15 protein-coding genes are annotated in these 14,523 nt (G+C 74.7%); 6 read left to right on the top strand and 9 right to left on the bottom strand.

All coding sequences use genetic code 11. The features are described 5' to 3' along the window. Positions 1–91: 91 nt before the first annotated feature. Positions 92–688, top strand: coding sequence for a TetR family transcriptional regulator (locus AB0C78_RS07465; protein WP_360743143.1), 597 nt, complete (start codon positions 92–94; stop codon positions 686–688). On the opposite strand, the gene AB0C78_RS07460 is transcribed toward AB0C78_RS07465, so the two are convergent. The 6 genes from AB0C78_RS07460 to AB0C78_RS07435 form a co-directional block, all read right to left on the bottom strand. After that, positions 681–1,343: a hypothetical protein gene (locus AB0C78_RS07460; RefSeq protein ID WP_360743140.1), complete on the bottom strand. Its 663-nt coding sequence runs from the start codon at positions 1,341–1,343 to the stop codon at positions 681–683. The genes AB0C78_RS07465 and AB0C78_RS07460 overlap by 8 nt on opposite strands. Positions 1,344–1,423: 80 nt before the next feature. Beyond that, on the bottom strand, positions 1,424–2,095 hold the full coding sequence (locus AB0C78_RS07455) for a response regulator transcription factor (RefSeq protein WP_360743364.1): 672 nt from the start codon (positions 2,093–2,095) through the stop codon (positions 1,424–1,426). Next, positions 2,092–3,267 (bottom strand): sensor histidine kinase, encoded by a 1,176-nt coding sequence (locus AB0C78_RS07450; RefSeq protein WP_360743137.1) that lies wholly within the window; start codon positions 3,265–3,267, stop codon positions 2,092–2,094. The genes AB0C78_RS07455 and AB0C78_RS07450 overlap by 4 nt, the downstream gene beginning before the upstream one ends. 49 nt (positions 3,268–3,316) lie before the next feature. Next, positions 3,317–3,724 (bottom strand): VOC family protein, encoded by a 408-nt coding sequence (locus AB0C78_RS07445; RefSeq protein ID WP_151540508.1) that lies wholly within the window; start codon positions 3,722–3,724, stop codon positions 3,317–3,319. A 48-nt stretch (positions 3,725–3,772) separates the two neighbouring features. Further along, positions 3,773–4,111, bottom strand: a complete 339-nt coding sequence (locus tag AB0C78_RS07440; protein ID WP_360743361.1) for a helix-turn-helix transcriptional regulator — start codon at positions 4,109–4,111, stop codon at positions 3,773–3,775. Positions 4,112–4,204: 93 nt separating this feature from the next. Continuing rightward, complete coding sequence (locus AB0C78_RS07435; RefSeq protein ID WP_360743133.1) at positions 4,205–5,590, bottom strand: MFS transporter; 1,386 nt, start codon at positions 5,588–5,590, stop codon at positions 4,205–4,207. A gap of 104 nt (positions 5,591–5,694) precedes the next feature. Between AB0C78_RS07435 and AB0C78_RS07430 the strand changes: the two genes are divergently transcribed. Continuing rightward, the gene (locus tag AB0C78_RS07430) at positions 5,695–6,588 is read left to right on the top strand and encodes a LysR substrate-binding domain-containing protein (protein ID WP_360743130.1); all 894 of its coding nucleotides are present in this window, start codon (positions 5,695–5,697) and stop codon (positions 6,586–6,588) included. A 7-nt stretch (positions 6,589–6,595) separates the two neighbouring features. On the opposite strand, the gene AB0C78_RS07425 is transcribed toward AB0C78_RS07430, so the two are convergent. Then, positions 6,596–8,332 (bottom strand): pyruvate dehydrogenase, encoded by a 1,737-nt coding sequence (locus tag AB0C78_RS07425; RefSeq protein ID WP_360743127.1) that lies wholly within the window; start codon positions 8,330–8,332, stop codon positions 6,596–6,598. Positions 8,333–8,449: 117 nt separating this feature from the next. Here AB0C78_RS07425 and AB0C78_RS07420 point away from each other — a divergent pair, with 117 nt between their 5' ends. From AB0C78_RS07420 to fahA, 4 genes are all read left to right on the top strand, one after another. Continuing rightward, on the top strand, positions 8,450–8,980 hold the full coding sequence (locus AB0C78_RS07420) for a MarR family winged helix-turn-helix transcriptional regulator (protein WP_360743124.1): 531 nt from the start codon (positions 8,450–8,452) through the stop codon (positions 8,978–8,980). 152 nt (positions 8,981–9,132) lie between these two features. Next, positions 9,133–10,335 (top strand): homogentisate 1,2-dioxygenase, encoded by a 1,203-nt coding sequence (locus AB0C78_RS07415; protein ID WP_360743121.1) that lies wholly within the window; start codon positions 9,133–9,135, stop codon positions 10,333–10,335. Further along, complete coding sequence (locus AB0C78_RS07410; protein WP_360743118.1) at positions 10,332–11,174, top strand: hypothetical protein; 843 nt, start codon at positions 10,332–10,334, stop codon at positions 11,172–11,174. Before AB0C78_RS07415 ends, AB0C78_RS07410 begins: the two co-directional genes overlap by 4 nt. After that, on the top strand, positions 11,171–12,343 hold the full coding sequence (gene fahA / locus AB0C78_RS07405) for a fumarylacetoacetase (RefSeq protein ID WP_360743115.1): 1,173 nt from the start codon (positions 11,171–11,173) through the stop codon (positions 12,341–12,343). The genes AB0C78_RS07410 and fahA overlap by 4 nt, the downstream gene beginning before the upstream one ends. Here the strand turns inward: fahA and AB0C78_RS07400 are convergent. Both AB0C78_RS07400 and AB0C78_RS07395 read right to left on the bottom strand, forming a co-directional pair. Continuing rightward, on the bottom strand, positions 12,299–13,555 hold the full coding sequence (locus AB0C78_RS07400; protein ID WP_360743112.1) for an MFS transporter: 1,257 nt from the start codon (positions 13,553–13,555) through the stop codon (positions 12,299–12,301). The two genes, fahA and AB0C78_RS07400, sit on opposite strands and share 45 nt — an antisense overlap. Next, a complete protein-coding gene (locus tag AB0C78_RS07395; RefSeq protein WP_360743109.1) occupies positions 13,552–14,415 on the bottom strand; it encodes an MBL fold metallo-hydrolase in 864 nt (287 codons plus the stop codon). The genes AB0C78_RS07400 and AB0C78_RS07395 overlap by 4 nt, the downstream gene beginning before the upstream one ends. Positions 14,416–14,523: the final 108 nt, after the last annotated feature.

Below are 14,523 nucleotides of genomic sequence, written 5' to 3'. Positions count from 1 at the left end.
TCAGCGGCCCACTTTATTCCCACTGCGCAAGTTTTCGCGTCGAGAAAATTTTCCCCCACGGGACGGGCGGGGGCCCGTAGAGTTGGACAGCATGGACACCACGGCCGGCGGCGGCCTGCGCGAGCGCAAGAAGGAGGCGACGCGCATGGCCCTGCACGAGGCCGCGATGCGCCTCGCCATCGAGCACGGGCTGGACGCCGTCACGGTCGAGGCCATCGCCGACGCCGCCGGCGTGTCCCGCCGGACCTTCTCCAACTACTTCGACGGCAAGGAGGACGCCCTCCTCTACGGCGACGAGCAGCGCATGCGCGCCCTCCTCGGCCACTTCGCCGCCCGCCCGCCCGGCGAGACGTCCTGGACCGCGCTGCGCGCCGCGTTCCACGACCTGTCCGGCGAGATCGGCGAGCCCGACCCGCGCTGGGCGGCGCAGGCCCGCCTCGCCCGCGCCCACCCGTCCGTCCTCGCCCGCCAGCTCGCGCACTACGCCACCTTCGAGCGGGCCCTCGCCGACCTCGTCGCCGACCGCGACGGCCTCCCGCCCGGCTCCACCCGCGCCGTCGTCCTGGCCGGCGCGTTCATGACCGCGCTGCGCATCGCCGCCCTCGCCTGGACCGAGCAGGACCCGCCCCGCCCCATGGCGGACGTCACCGACGAGACCCTCGCCGAGATGGCCACCTCCTTCACCTGACCGCCTCGACCGGCGCCGGGCCGTCCGACGCGTCCTCCGCGTCCGGTGCGCCCGACGGCTTCGCGGGTCCCAGGCGGCCCATCGCCATCAGCACCCCGAGGTGCGCGAACGGCAGCAGGAGCAGGAGGTCGGCCAGATGCGCGACGACCGCCTCGCGCGGGATCCGGCTCAGCGGGAACAGCACCGCCCCCACCGACATCAGGGCGGCGGCCGGCAGCGGGACGGCGCGCAGCCGGATCAGCACCGCGCCGAGCACGAACACGCTGATCGGGAAGAGCGGCCCCGCCATCCAGAACGCCGCCTCCGCCGCCGCCTGGTGATCGCGGAGCAGGTCCACGGCCGTGTCGTGCGGGACCCCGAACAGCTCCTCGCAGAGCCCCTGCACGCCGAACGCCGCGCCCCCGACGCACCCGTACACCGCCAGCGGGAACGCGAACGCCGCGTACCGGGGCGCGCGCCGCTCGACGAGCCGGAACAGCGCCGCCAGCCCCGTCACCCAGAACACCGTCGCGACGACGACGAGCGCGCCCGCCGCGATCCCCTGATCGCCGTCGTTCCAGAAGAACGTCGACAGTCCCTGCACGGCCGGCGCCGCGACCAGGCAGCCCCCGGCGACGACCCTCGTGTGAGCGTCCGTCCTCGTGTGAACATCCATGGAAGCGACGCTAGGAAAGCGCGCCCGCGATTCCATCGGCCCCGGGAGCGGACCCGGCTACCGCGTCCGCGGCACGGCCCCTACTCCGATCGCGGTACCCCGGCCAGCCCGGACTGGTAGGCGAGCACCACCAGCTGCGCGCGGTCCCGCGCGCCGAGCTTCGCCATCGCCCGGTTGACGTGCGTCTTCGCCGTCGCCGGACGCATCGCCAGCCGGTCGCCGACCTCCCGGTCCGACAGCCCGTCCGCGACCAGCGCCACCACCTCCCGCTCCCGGCCGGTGAGCGCCGCGAGGCGCTCCGGCGCCACCGGAGGCCGCCCCGCCCGGTCCGCGAACACCGAGATCAGCCGCCGGGTCATCCGCGGCGCGATCAGCGCGTCGCCCGCGTGCACCGTCCGGACCGCGTCCCGCAGCGCGTCCGGCTCCAGGTCCTTCAGCAGGAAGCCGCTCGCCCCGGCCTGCAGCGCCGCGAACAGGTACCGGTCCAGGTCGAACGTCGTCAGCACCACGACCTTCACCCCGGACGGCCCGGCGCCCGCCACGATCCGCCGCGTCGCCGCGAGCCCGTCGCACCCCGGCATCCGCACGTCCATCAGGACGACGTCCGGCCGCCGGTCGCGGGCCAGCGCGACCGCCTCGTCGCCGTCGCCCGCCTCCCCGACGACCTCGATGTCGTCCGCGCGCTCCAGCAGCACGCGGAACCCCGCCCGCACCAGCACCTGGTCGTCGGCCAGCAGCACCCGGATCGTCATCCCGTCCCCCCGCACGGCAGCCACGCCCGCACCCGGAACCCGGACTCCCCCGGCCCGGCGGTGAGCGTCCCGCCGAGGGCCGCCGCGCGCTCGGCCATGCCGCGCACCCCGTACCCGTCGCCGTACCCGTCGGCGGACGGCGGCCCGCCGCGGCCGTCGTCGTCGACCTCCACGTCCAGGCCGTCCGCCCGGTACCGCAACCGGACCCGCACCGACCCGGCGTCGCCGTGCCGCAGCGCGTTGGCCAGCGACTCCTGGACGATCCGGTAGGCCGTCAGCTCCACGACCCCGGGCAGCGGCCGCCGCTCGCCCTCGACCTGCAGCTCGACGCGCGGCCCGGCGGAGCCGTGACCGCGCACGAGGTCGGGCAGCCGGTCGAGGCCGGGCACCGGGGCCTCCACCCCGGGGCCGTCCGCGTCGCGCAGCACGCCCACCGTCGCGCGCAGCTCCGCCATCGCCTCCGCGCCGGCCCGGCGGATCGCCCGGAGCGCGTCCGCCGCCTGCTCCGGGTCCTCGGTCAGCAGCTCGGCGGCCACGCTCGCCTGGACGCCGATGACCGCGATCGTGTGGGCGGAGACGTCGTGCAGGTCCCGCGCGATCCGGATGCGCTCCTCGGCGACGCGCCGCGCGGCGGCGTCCTCCTGCCGGGCCGCGAGCGCCTCCAGCCGCGCCTCGTACTCCGCGCGCCGCTGCCGCCGGCTGCGGACGGCGTCGCCGAGCAGCAGCATCGCGGCGAACACGACGGTCGTCCCGTCGAGCAGCGCGGTGAACGGATGGGCGCCGCCCTCGGAGCGGGCCGACACGTCCGAGAAGATGAGCACGCCCGCCAGCACGAACCCCGCCCACCGCCGGGGCGCGACCGCGACCGAGTACAGCGCCGCCCACACCGGCACGGCCGGCGCCCCGCCCGGGTACCCGCGGCTGTGGTAGACGATCCACAGCAGCGTGACCAGGCCCAGCACGAACGCGGGCCACCGGCGCCGCGCGAGCAGCGCCGCCGCCATCGCGAGCCCGATGCCGTAGGCGGCGAGGTCCGGACCCCGGCCGTCCGGGCCGGCGGCGCCGGTGCGGATCCGGTACGCGGTCACGGCGAAGGCGGCCGCCGCGAGCGCCGCGTCCAGCACCCAGGGCGCCACCGCCACCGAGCGGCGCCGCACCCGGATGCTCCCCACGGGACCACCCTAAGGACAACGCCCCGCAGCCGGAGCTGTCCGGAGGCGGTCAGCCCTGCTGGGTGAAGCGGATGCTGTTGCCGAACGGGTCGCGCAGCGCGGCGTCGATGCCGTACGGGCGCTCGGTGGGCTCCTCGGTGAACTCCACCCCGCGGCCCCGCAGCGTCTCGTAGGTCTTGCGGCAGTCGTCGGTGCCGAAGACGAGGTGGCCGCCCATCGCGCCCTTGGTCAGCAGCTCGCGGACCTGCTCGGCCGTCTCCTCCGACAGCGCCGGCGGGCCCGGCCGCTCCAGCAGGATGTGCCGGCCCGGGTCGCCGGGGACGCTGACGGTCAGCCAGCGCATGAAGCCCATGTCGACGTCGGCGCTCACCTCCAGGCCGAGCTTGCCGACGTAGAAGTCGAGGGCCTCGTCCTGGTCCAGGACGTAGATCTGGGAATGCGTGATCGTGGTGAACATGCAGCTCAGGCTAGCGAGCGCGCCCCGCGAAGACTTATCCGAAACTGCTCATCCGGCGGGACGCGTCCAGGCCATCGTGAAGCAGGTCGGCACGTTCACGGCCGTCGCCTCCCGCCGGTACTCGCGCGGCGACCGGCCGACGATCGCGCGGAACGTCCGGCTGAACGTGCCCAGGCTGGCGAAGCCGACCTCGAAGCAGATGTCGGTCACGCTGCGGTCGGTCTCCCGCAGCAGGAACATCGCCCGCTCGACGCGGCGGCGCTGCAGGTAGCGGTGCGGCGTCTCGCCGAAGGCGGCCCGGAACGCGCGGGTGAAGTGCGCCGGTGACACGTGCGCGATCCGGGCCAGCGCCGGGACGTCCAGGGGCTGCGCATAGGCGCGGTCCATCGCGTCCCGCGCGCGCAGCAACCTGCGGTTGCTCTCCTCCACAGCACGGCTCACACCCCCATCCCACCACGCCCGGCCGGGACGGCGGGAGTCTCAGCGGTCTGAGAGAGCGCGGGCGAGCAGCCCAGTCAGGACGGCCAGGACCAGCACCGCCGCGGTCGTGACCATGGTGGCGTGGTCGTAGGCGGACAGGGCGATGCCAGGCGTTCCGGGCGCCGCGCCGAGCGCGCCCGCGAACAGGCCGCCGATCAGCGCGACGCCCGCGGCGTTCGCGACCTGCGTCGCGGTGAGCAGGACGCCGCTCGCGGCGCCGCCGTCCGCCGGGTCGACCCCGGCGAGGACCCGGCCGATCAGCGGCGCGGCGACCAGCCCCTCACCGATCCCGGAGACCGCCAGTGCGGGCAGCAGCCAGCCGATCTGCGCGTGCCCCGGGACGGTCGCGACGATCACGAGCATCGCGCCGAGGCTGACCGCCATCAGCGCCGCGCCGGGTACCAGTGCGGCCCGGCTGCGTCCGGTCAGGCTGGCGACCGCGAACCCGACGCCGAGCGGCGCGAAGATCAGCCCGCTCCGCAGCGGGCTCTGCCCGAGGCCCGCCTGCAGGTGGTAGGCGAGCAGCAGGAACAGGCCGGCGTTGCCCGCGTAGAAGGCGAGGACGGTGAGCAGCCCCCGCACCATCCGCCGCTGGGCGAGCAGCCGCATCGGCACCAGCGGGTTCGCCTGCCGCCGCTCGAAGGCGCCGAACGCCACGAGCAGCGCGGCACCGGCCGGCGGGAACGGCAGGCTCCACACCGGCCAGCCCAGCGCCGCCGGGAGCAGCAGGCCGGCGAGGGCGAGCGCGAGGATGCCGGCGCCGCCGAGGTCGAGGCGGGAGCGCGCGCCGCGCCCCTCGGTGACGGTCGCGCCCGCGACCGCCAGGGCGGCGAGCCCGATCGGCACGTTGACGAGGAACGCCGACCGCCAGCCGAGCCCGAGCGGGTCCCAGGCGAGCAGCGCGCCGCCGACGATCTGCCCGGAGATCGACGCGAGCCCGATCGTCGCCCCGTACAGCCCGAGGGCGCTCGCCCGCGCCGGGCCGGTGAACGACGCCTGGATGATCGACAGGACCTGCGGCAGCATCACCGCGGCGGCCAGCCCCTGCAGCACCCGCGCGCCGATCAGCAGCGGCGCGGACGGCGCCGCCGCGCACAGCACCGAGGTCACGAGGAACAGCAGGACCCCGGCCAGGAAGGCGCGGCGCCGCCCGTACAGGTCCCCGAGACGGCCGCCGGTCACCAGCCCGACCGCGTAGGCGAGGGTGTACCCGGCGGCGACGAACTGCACCTCGCCGAACGAGGCGCCGAGCCCGTGCTGGATGGACGGGACGGCGACCGTCACGATGCTCGCGTCCAGCAACCCCATGAACGTCGCGAGCAGCACCGATCCGAGGGCGATCCACTGCCGCGCGCCGGCCGTCCCGGCGGCGCGCGGGCCTGTCATTACGGTGACCATGCGGCCATTCCGCCATGCGCGCGGCGGCGCCGTCCAAGTCCGGCGTCTTCTCCTGTGAGAAGCCGGAGTTATCACCGGCTATCGTCGGCGGCATGGAGTTGCGGCATCTGCGGTACTTCGTGGCGGTCGCCGAGGAGCTGCACTACGGCCGCGCCGCACGGCGCCTGCACGTCGCCCAGCCCGGGCTGAGCCAGCAGATCAAGGCGCTCGAACGCGAGCTCGGCGCGGAGCTGTTCGCCCGCAACCGGCGCGGCGTCGCGCTGACCGGGGCGGGGGCCGCGCTGCTGCCCGCCGCCCGCGACGTCCTCGCCCGCGCCGACGCGGCCGCCGACCTCGTCCGGCGGCACGGGACCGGGGAGGCCGGGCGGCTCACCGTCAGCCTCACCCGGTCCGCGCCCGGCGGCGCCGTCACCGACCTCGTCGACGGGTTCCGGGCCGCGCACCCGGCCGTCGAGGTTCAGCTGACCAGCGGCTTCACCGGCCTGCACGAGCAGCGGCTGCGCGAGCGGGCCATCGACGCGGCGATCGTCCGGCCGCCCATCGAGTTGCGCGACGACCTCGCCGTCCTGGAGATCGGCGACGAGGCGATCGTGGCGGCCGTCCGCGGCGACGACCCGCTCGCCCGCAAGCGGCGGCTGCGCACCGCCGACGTGGCGGGCCGCCCGCTGGTCTGGTGGCCGCGCGAGCACGGCCCCGGCATGTGGGACCGGATGCTCGACCAGGTCTTCGGCGAGGGCGTCCGGCCGACCGTCGCGCACTGGGAACCCGAGGAGGAGCGGATGCTGCACGCCGTGGCCGCGGGGCACGGCATCACGTTCATCACCGAGGGCAAGGCGGGCACGCTGCACGTTCCCGGCGTCGTGACCCGGCGGTTCGCCGATCCCGTCCCGACCGTCCCGATCGCGCTCGCGTGGCACCGCGCCAACCGGAACCCGGCGCTGCGCCGGCTCATCGCCCACGCCCGCGCGGTGGCGGACTCCGGGTGACCGCGCCTTAGGGGCGGGGGATGTTGCGGAGGTTGCTGCGGGCCAGGTCGAGCATCTTGCCGACGCCGCCGGTCAGCACGGTCTTCCCGGCGGCGAGCGCGAACCCCTTCACCTGCTGCGGGGTGATGTGCGGCGGGATCGACAGGGCGTTCGGGTCGGTGACGACGTCCAGCAGGTACGGGCCGGGCGCGGCGAGCGCGGTGGCCATCGCACTGCGGACGTCGGCCGGACGCTCGACGCGCGCGGCCTCGATGCCGGCGGCCTGCGCGATCGCGGCGTAGTCGACGGCCTCGTGGTCGGTCTCGTAGGACGGCAGGCCGTCCACCATCATCTCCAGCCGCACCATGCCGAGCGACGCGTTGTTGAACAGGATGATCTTGACCGGGATGCGGTGCAGCTTCACCGTGAGCAGCTCGCCGAGCAGCATGCCGAGCCCGCCGTCGCCGGAGACGGAGACGACCTGGCGGCCGGGCGCGCCGTACTGCGCGCCGATCGCGTGCGGCAGCGCGTTCGCCATGGAGCCGTGGACGAACGAGCCCATCACGCGGCGGCGGCCGTTCGGCGTGATGTAGCGGGCGACCCAGACGTTGCACATTCCGGTGTCGACGGTGAATATCGCGTCGTCGGCGGCGAGGTCGTCGAGGACGTCCGCGACGTATTCGGGATGGATCGGAATGTGCTTCTCGATGTCGCGCGTGTAGGCGGAGACGACGCCCTCCAACGCACGCGTGTGCCGGTGCAGCATCTCGTCCAGATAGGACTGGTCGCGTTTCTGCTCGACCTTGTCCATGACGAGCCGGAGCGTCTCGCCGACGTCGCCATGGACGGCGAGGGTCAGCGGCGTGCGGCGTCCGAGCTTGGCGGGATCGTCGTCGATCTGGATGGTGTGGCGGCCCGGGAGGAACGGGTCGTAGGGGAAGTCCGTGCCGAGCATGAGGACGAGGTCCGCCTCCTGCATCGCCTCATAACACGCGCCGTAACCGAGGAGCCCGCTCATCCCGACGTCGAAGGGATTGTCGTACTGGATCCATTCCTTGCCGCGCAGCGCGTGCCCGATCGGGGACAGCAGTTTGTGCGCGAGCTGCATCACCTCGGCGTGCGCGTTCTGCACGCCGGACCCGCAGAACAGCATCGGCTTCCGCGCCCGGTTGAGGGCGTGCGCCAATTGGTCGACCTGCTCGGCGGGCGGTTTCACGATGCCCTTGCGGAAGAGGAAGTCGTGCTCGCCGGTCGGGTTCTCGGCGTCCTTGCTCGCGACGTCCCCGGACAGCGCGAGGACGGCGACGCCGCCGAGGCCGACGGCGTGCTGGATCGCGGTGCGCAGGATGCGCGGCATCTGCCCGGGCGTGCTGATCAGCTCGCAGTAGTGGCTGCATTCGGTGAACAGCCGCTCGGGATGCGTCTCCTGGAAGTAGCCGCTGCCGATCTGCGTGCTCGGGATCTGCGAGGCCAGCGCGAGGACGGGCGCCCCCGACCGGTGCGCGTCGTACAGGCCCTGGATCAGGTGGGTGTTGCCCGGGCCGCAACTGCCCGCGCAGACGGCGAGCCGCCCGGTCGTCTGCGCCTCGGCGGCGGCGGCGAACGCGCCGGCCTCCTCGTTGCGGACGTGCACCCACTCGATGTCCCCGCCGGTGCGGCGGACCGCGTCCACCACCGGGTTGAGGCTGTCGCCCACCACGCCGTAGATCCGCCGGACGCCCGCCTGGCGGAGCACCTGGATGAACTGGTCCGCGACCGTCGCCATGATCCCCCCACTCGCCGACTGCACAGGGAGACGTGCCCATGATCGTCCCGGCGACACGTCGCAGAGTGATCAAACCCTGTATCACTTCGGCGGCCGCCCGGGGCTAGGCTGGCGGCCATGGACGACGAGCCCGCGGACCTGGACTTCTGGTCGTTCGTCGATCTCGCCGGCGGCCGGCTGGCGGACGAGTTCGGCTTCCCGCACCGGCTCGCGACCCGGCTGCTGCTGACGCTGAACCGGGCGTCCGCGATCGTCACCTACGACCTGGAGTCCACGGTGCACCGGCCGCGCGGGCACTCCTGGGCGGGGTTCCGGCTGCTGTTCGTCACCTGGCTCGCCGGGCCGCTGGAGCCGGGCCGCGCCGCCGCGCTCGCCGGGATGAGCCGCGCCGCCGTGTCGAACCTGGCGAAGACGCTGGTCGCGGACGGGCTGATGGTGCGCACGCCGGGCGAGCGGGACGGCCGCTCGGTGATCCTGTCGCTGACCGAGGACGGCCGCCGCCGGATGCTGGAGATCTTCGCCGGCCAGCACGAGCGGGAGCGGCAGTGGGCGGGCGTGCTCACCGAGACCGAGCAGCGGATGCTGATCATGCTGCTGGAGAAGCTGATCGAGGGCCGGCACGCGTTCGACGTCCGCGAGCGGAGCTGACCCGCGGGCCCGCCCGCTCCGCTGTCCCGCCGCGCCGCCCTCCGCCACTCGTCTCCGTGGCCGGAACCGGGGCCTTTCCTCGGCCCGCCTGGAGCCGTAGTGTCACAGGGAGATAGTAAACGCATTAATCATCTGCGGGAGGCGAGGGACCCATGGCGCACTATCGGCGGGTCGGCGACGTGCCGCCGAAACGGCACACCCAGCACCGGGACGCGTCCGGCCGGCTCTACTTCGAGGAGCTGATGGGCGAGGAGGGCTTCTCCTCCGACTCGTCGCTGCTGTACCACCGCGAGATCCCGTCCGCGATCGTCGACTCGCGCCCCTGGGACGTGCCCGACCCGTCCACCACGCCGAACCAGCCGCTCAAGCCGCGCCACCTCCGGCTCCACGACCTGTTCCCCAAGGAGGCCTGGGCGGGCACCGACGCCGTCACGGGCCGCCGGCTGATCCTCGGCAACGCCGACGTCCGGCTCTCCTACGTCGTGTCCGCGGCGGACTCGCCGCTGTACCGCAACGCGACCGGCGACGAGATCGTCTACGTCGAGTCCGGCGCCGCGACCGTCGAGACGATCTTCGGTGCGCTCGACGCGAAGCAGGGCGACTACGTCGTCATCCCCACCTCCACCACGCACCGCTGGCTGCCCGCCGGCTCCGGCGACGAGCCGCTGCGCGCCTACGTCATCGAGGCCACCGGGCACGTCGCGCCGCCCAAGCGGTACCTGTCGCGGTTCGGACAGTTCCTGGAGAACGCCCCGTACTGCGAGCGCGACCTGCACGGCCCCGGCGAGCCCCTCACCGCCGCCGGCACCGACGTCGAGGTCCTCGTCAAGCACCGCACGTCCCGCGGCATCGGCGGAACGCGCTTCACCTACGCGAACCACCCGTTCGACGTCGTCGGCTGGGACGGCTGCCTGTACCCGTTCACGTTCAGCGTCCACGACTTCGAGCCGATCACCGGCCGCGTCCACCAGCCGCCGCCCGTCCACCAGGTGTTCGAGGGCCACAACTTCGTCGTCTGCAACTTCGTGCCGCGCAAGGTGGACTACCACCCGCTGTCCATCCCGGTGCCGTACTACCACTCCAACGTCGACTCCGACGAGGTCATGTTCTACTGCGGCGGCGACTACGAGGCCCGCAAGGGCTCCGGCATCGGGCAGGGCTCGGTGTCGGTGCACCCCGGCGGCCTCGCGCACGGCCCGCAGCCCGGCGCGTACGAGCGCAGCATCGGCGCCGAGTTCTTCGACGAGCTGGCCGTCATGGTCGACACCTTCCGCCCCCTCGAACTCGGCGAGGGCGGCCTGGCCTGCGAGGACCCCGCATACGCGTGGACCTGGGCGGGAAGGCGGACCCCATGAGCGACCTGCCCGCCTTCGCGCGCGGCCTGTGCGACGACGCGGCCGTGTTCCCGCCCGGCCTCGCGCCGCTCCCCGACGCCGTCCAGGGCCACCGCCGGCACCGGTCCGCGCCGTACGCCGCGCTCGTCGGGCCGCTCGTGCTGCCCGCGACCGCGCTGGACCAGCTGCACCCGCTGCTCACCGGCGACCCGCTCGACCTGTCGATCACCGCGCCGAACGGGCCCGCGCAGGCCGCGCGGGCGGTCGCGGCCGCCGCGGACCTGCCCGTCGCCGTGCACGCCGTCGAGGTCGCGGTGCCGACCGGGATGACCGCGGCGGACCTGCTGTGCGGCCTGGAGCGCATCGACGTCCCGGTGTTCGTGGAGGTGCCGCGCGACGAGCGCCGTCCCGCGATCCTCGCCGCGCTCGGCGAGACCGGGCACCGCGCGAAGTTCCGCACCGGCGGCGTCCACGCGAACCTGTACCCGGCGCCGGACGAGCTGGCCGCCGCGGTCCTCGCCGCCGTGCGCGCCGGCGTCCCGTTCAAGGCGACCGCGGGGCTGCACCACCCGGTCCGCAACACCGACCCGGAGACGGGCTTCCACCAGCACGGATTCCTCAACCTGCTGCTCGCCGCCGACGCCGCGATGCACGGCGCGGACGTCCCCGAGGTCGCCGCGGTCCTCGCCGACCGCGACGCGGCGTCCATCGCCGCCCGCGTCGCCGGCCTCGGCGACGCCCGCGCGTCCTTCGCCCGCGCGCGCTTCCTGTCGTTCGGCACGTGCAGCATCACCGACCCGCTCACCGAGCTCGCCGCCCTCGGCCTCCTCCCCGCCTCGCTGATCAAGGAAGACGCATGACCCGCATCCCGATCCCGGACGGTTCGCTCTACGGGCTCGACAACCTGCCGTACGGCGTGTTCGCGCCGGACGGCGGCGAGCCGCGCGTCGGCGTCCGGGTCGCGGACTCCGTCGTGGACCTCGCCGCCGTCCTCGGCGACGACGTGTTCTCCCGGCCGTCGCTCAACGCGTTCATGGAGCAGGGCCACGAGCGGTGGGTCGAGGTCCGCGAGCACATCATCGACGCCGTCTCGGACGACCTGCCGGACGGCGCCGTCCACGCGCTGGACGCGGTGACGCTGCACCTGCCGTTCGAGGTCGCCGACTACGTCGACTTCTACGCGTCCGAGCACCACGCGTCGAACCTCGGGCGGCTGTTCCGGCCGGACGCCGAGCCGCTGATGCCGAACTGGAAGCACCTGCCCGTCGGCTACCACGGACGCGCGGGCACCGTGGTCCCGTCGGGCACCGGCATCGTCCGGCCGAGCGGGCAGCGCAAGGCGCCGGACGAGGCCGCGCCCACGTTCGGGCCGTGCCGCCGCCTCGACGTCGAGGCGGAGGTCGGGTTCGTCGTCGGCACCGGCTCGCCGCTCGGCACGCCGGTCGGCGTGGACGGCTTCGCCGAGCGGGTGTTCGGGGTCGTGCTGGTCAACGACTGGTCGGCGCGCGACATCCAGGCGTGGGAGTACGTGCCGCTCGGCCCGTTCCTCGGCAAGAGCTTCGCGACGTCGGTGTCGCCGTGGGTGGTGCCGCTGCTCGCGCTGGAGGCGGCCCGCGTCCCGACCCCGCTCCAGGACCCGGAACCGCTGCCCTACCTGCGGGAGAAGGACCCGTGGGGCCTGGACCTCGACCTCGTCGTGGAGTGGAACGGGCAGGTCGTGTCGCGCCCGCCGTACCGGGAGATGTACTGGTCGCCCGCGCAGATGCTCGCGCACATGACGGTGAACGGCGCCTCGTCCCGCACCGGGGACCTGTTCGCGTCCGGGACGGTGTCGGGCCCGGAGAAGGACCAGCGCGGCGCGTTCATCGAGCTGACCTGGGGCGGGAAGGAGCCGGTCGAGGTCGGCGGCGAGCCCCGGACGTTCCTGGAGGACGGCGACACCGTCACGGTCTCCGCCACCGCGCCGGGCCCGGGCGGCGCCCGCCTAGGCCTCGGCGCGGTGACCGGCCGCGTCCTCCCCGCACGCTGATCCGCGGCGCGCCGTCATCATGGCGGGCCGCATGACGGCGACGCGCCGCAGGTCAGAGAGGTCGGAGATGGTCGTGGCCATGAGGGTCGCGGCGGCGAGGGCGGCCACCGCGGCGAGCAGCGCGGCGGCCGCGAAGCCGAGCGACGCCGACAGGGCGCCGAACGTGAACGGGGCGATCGTCGCGCCGGTGTAGACGCCGACCTGGACGGTGTGGCCCGCGTTCTCGGCGCGGTCCGGCAGGAGGCGGAGCGCCGCCGACAGGAGCAGGCCCGTCCAGCCCCATCCGGCGGAGAACGCCAGGACGGCGCCGGCGAGGAACGCGGCCGGGTTCCCGGCCGCGATGAGCGCGAGCCCGGCGGCGCCGCTGAGCATCATCCCCGCGATGACCGTGCGGTCGCCCCGGGGTGCCCGGTCGGCGAGCGCGCCCGCGACCAGCCGGACCGCGATCGCGATGACCGCGCTCATCGCGAGGAGGTCGCCGGTGAGGCCGTCCGGCACCCCGGAGTGCGCGCCGAGCTGCACGAAGTACGAGGCCACCGCGTTGTTCCCGGTCGCGGACAGCGCCGCCGCGACGGCCCACAGGACCAGCGTCCGCCGGACGGCGCGCGGCATCGGCGCGGTCGCCGCCGCCGTGCGCCGCCGTTCCGTCGGGGGCGTGCGGGTGAGCGGGGCCAGCGCGACGGGGACGAGCGCGAGCAGCCCGGCGATCGCCATCGCGGCGCGCCAGCCGTAGGGGTGGACGACGAGCGCGACGAGCAGCCCCGGGACGAGGGTGCCGGCGCCGAGCGCCGCGCCGATCGTCCCGGCGGCGAGGGAGCGGCGGCGGTCGGGCGCGCGGGCGGCGATGAGGCGCCCGGCGGCCGGCTGGACGAGCCCGTTCGCGAACCCCGCCACGACCAGCACCGGGAAGAGGACCGCGACGTGCCCGGCGCGCGAAAGGCCCAGCATCGACAGCGACGCGACCGCGGCCGCCGCGGACAGCGCGACCGGGACGGGCAGCCGCGCCGCCAGCCGCTTCGCGACCGGCGAGCCGAGCGCGCTCGCCGCGTAGAACGCGCTCATCGCCAGCCCCAGCGTGGTCCTGCTCGTGTGCAGGGCGTCCTGCATGGACGGGGCGAGCGCGCCGACCGTGAACCCGGGCATCACCGCCGCGGTCGCGGCGAGCGCGGCGGTGATGATCGCGGGCCAGCGCCGCCCGGCGAGGCGGGTCATCGGGACTCCGGGCGCCAGCCGGGGGTGCCGGGGACGACCCGTCCGAACTGCACGTCGGCGAAGTGGATACCGAAGCCGAGGGTGTCCGGCCCGGCGAGGTCGGCGACGAGCCGGCGGCGGACCTCGGCGGACAGCACCGGATCGTGGTCGGGCGCGGCGGACCACTCCGGGTGGTCGATCTGGACGGGGCTGTGCAGCGCGTCGCCGAACGCGATGAGCCGCCGCCCGCCCGAGGCGATCTCGTAGGTGGCGTGCCCGGCGGTGTGCCCGTACGTCGTCCGGACCCGGACGCCGGGGAAGATCTCCTCGCCGCCCGCGACCGTCTCGACCTGGTCGGCGAACCCGTCGAGGATGTCGGCGCCGGTGCCGGACAGGTGCCGGTGCTCCCACTCGGCGGCGGTGAGCAGGACGCGCGCGTCGGCGAACGGCGGGCGGCAGGCGGGGGCGGCGGGCCAGAGCCAGCCGACGTGGTCGCTGTGCAGGTGGGTGACGGCGACGGCCTCGATGGTCGCGGGGTCGCGGCCGAGCGCGGCGAGGCCGTCGAGCAGCGCGCCGCCGCGGGCCGCGCCGAACGGCTCGGCCGGGTCGTCGGGCCAGGACCGGGGCCCGACGCCCGCGTCGATCAGCAGGGCGCGGTCGCCGCGCTCGACCAGCAGCCCGCCGATGCTCGCGACGAGGTTCCCGGACGCGTCGAGGTACTCGGGGTGCGCGTCCCAGAACTCCGCGGTCGAGCCGGGCAGCCACGCGCGGGGCTTGAGCGCGACGGCGCCGTCCGGGACGTAGCTGACCTTCAGGTCGCCGAGCCGGATCGTGCTGGGGCCGGCCTCGGTGGCGAGCCGGTTCCGCGTGTCGGTGGGCATGGGTGTCTCCCTTCGTCACGGCCGCGCCCTGCGGCCGCCGCACGACGAGAAACTTACAACTAGAACTATTCAAGCTGCAACCATTGCAGCTTGATGTAAGCTCGGGCC

Origin of the sequence: Actinomadura sp. NPDC048394, assembly GCF_040651755.1 — a bacterium.
Classification (GTDB): domain Bacteria; phylum Actinomycetota; class Actinomycetes; order Streptosporangiales; family Streptosporangiaceae; genus Spirillospora; species Spirillospora montaniterrae.
This window is presented reverse-complemented; position numbering and strand designations above follow the sequence as displayed.

What these genes read in the sequence shown, in the direction of transcription:
- AB0C78_RS07465 (WP_360743143.1), top strand. Translation starts at nt 92, where the DNA reads ATGGACACCACGGCCGGCGGCGGCCTGCGCGAGCGCAAGAAGGAGGCG.
- AB0C78_RS07460 (WP_360743140.1), bottom strand. Translation starts at nt 1,343, where the DNA reads ATGGATGTTCACACGAGGACGGACGCTCACACGAGGGTCGTCGCCGGG.
- AB0C78_RS07455 (WP_360743364.1), bottom strand. Translation starts at nt 2,095, where the DNA reads ATGACGATCCGGGTGCTGCTGGCCGACGACCAGGTGCTGGTGCGGGCG.
- AB0C78_RS07445 (WP_151540508.1), bottom strand. Translation starts at nt 3,724, where the DNA reads ATGTTCACCACGATCACGCATTCCCAGATCTACGTCCTGGACCAGGAC.
- AB0C78_RS07440 (WP_360743361.1), bottom strand. Translation starts at nt 4,111, where the DNA reads ATGGACCGCGCCTATGCGCAGCCCCTGGACGTCCCGGCGCTGGCCCGG.
- AB0C78_RS07435 (WP_360743133.1), bottom strand. Translation starts at nt 5,590, where the DNA reads ATGACAGGCCCGCGCGCCGCCGGGACGGCCGGCGCGCGGCAGTGGATC.
- AB0C78_RS07430 (WP_360743130.1), top strand. Translation starts at nt 5,695, where the DNA reads ATGGAGTTGCGGCATCTGCGGTACTTCGTGGCGGTCGCCGAGGAGCTG.
- AB0C78_RS07425 (WP_360743127.1), bottom strand. Translation starts at nt 8,332, where the DNA reads ATGGCGACGGTCGCGGACCAGTTCATCCAGGTGCTCCGCCAGGCGGGC.
- AB0C78_RS07420 (WP_360743124.1), top strand. Translation starts at nt 8,450, where the DNA reads ATGGACGACGAGCCCGCGGACCTGGACTTCTGGTCGTTCGTCGATCTC.
- AB0C78_RS07415 (WP_360743121.1), top strand. Translation starts at nt 9,133, where the DNA reads ATGGCGCACTATCGGCGGGTCGGCGACGTGCCGCCGAAACGGCACACC.
- AB0C78_RS07410 (WP_360743118.1), top strand. Translation starts at nt 10,332, where the DNA reads ATGAGCGACCTGCCCGCCTTCGCGCGCGGCCTGTGCGACGACGCGGCC.
- fahA (WP_360743115.1), top strand. Translation starts at nt 11,171, where the DNA reads ATGACCCGCATCCCGATCCCGGACGGTTCGCTCTACGGGCTCGACAAC.
- AB0C78_RS07400 (WP_360743112.1), bottom strand. Translation starts at nt 13,555, where the DNA reads ATGACCCGCCTCGCCGGGCGGCGCTGGCCCGCGATCATCACCGCCGCG.
- AB0C78_RS07395 (WP_360743109.1), bottom strand. Translation starts at nt 14,415, where the DNA reads ATGCCCACCGACACGCGGAACCGGCTCGCCACCGAGGCCGGCCCCAGC.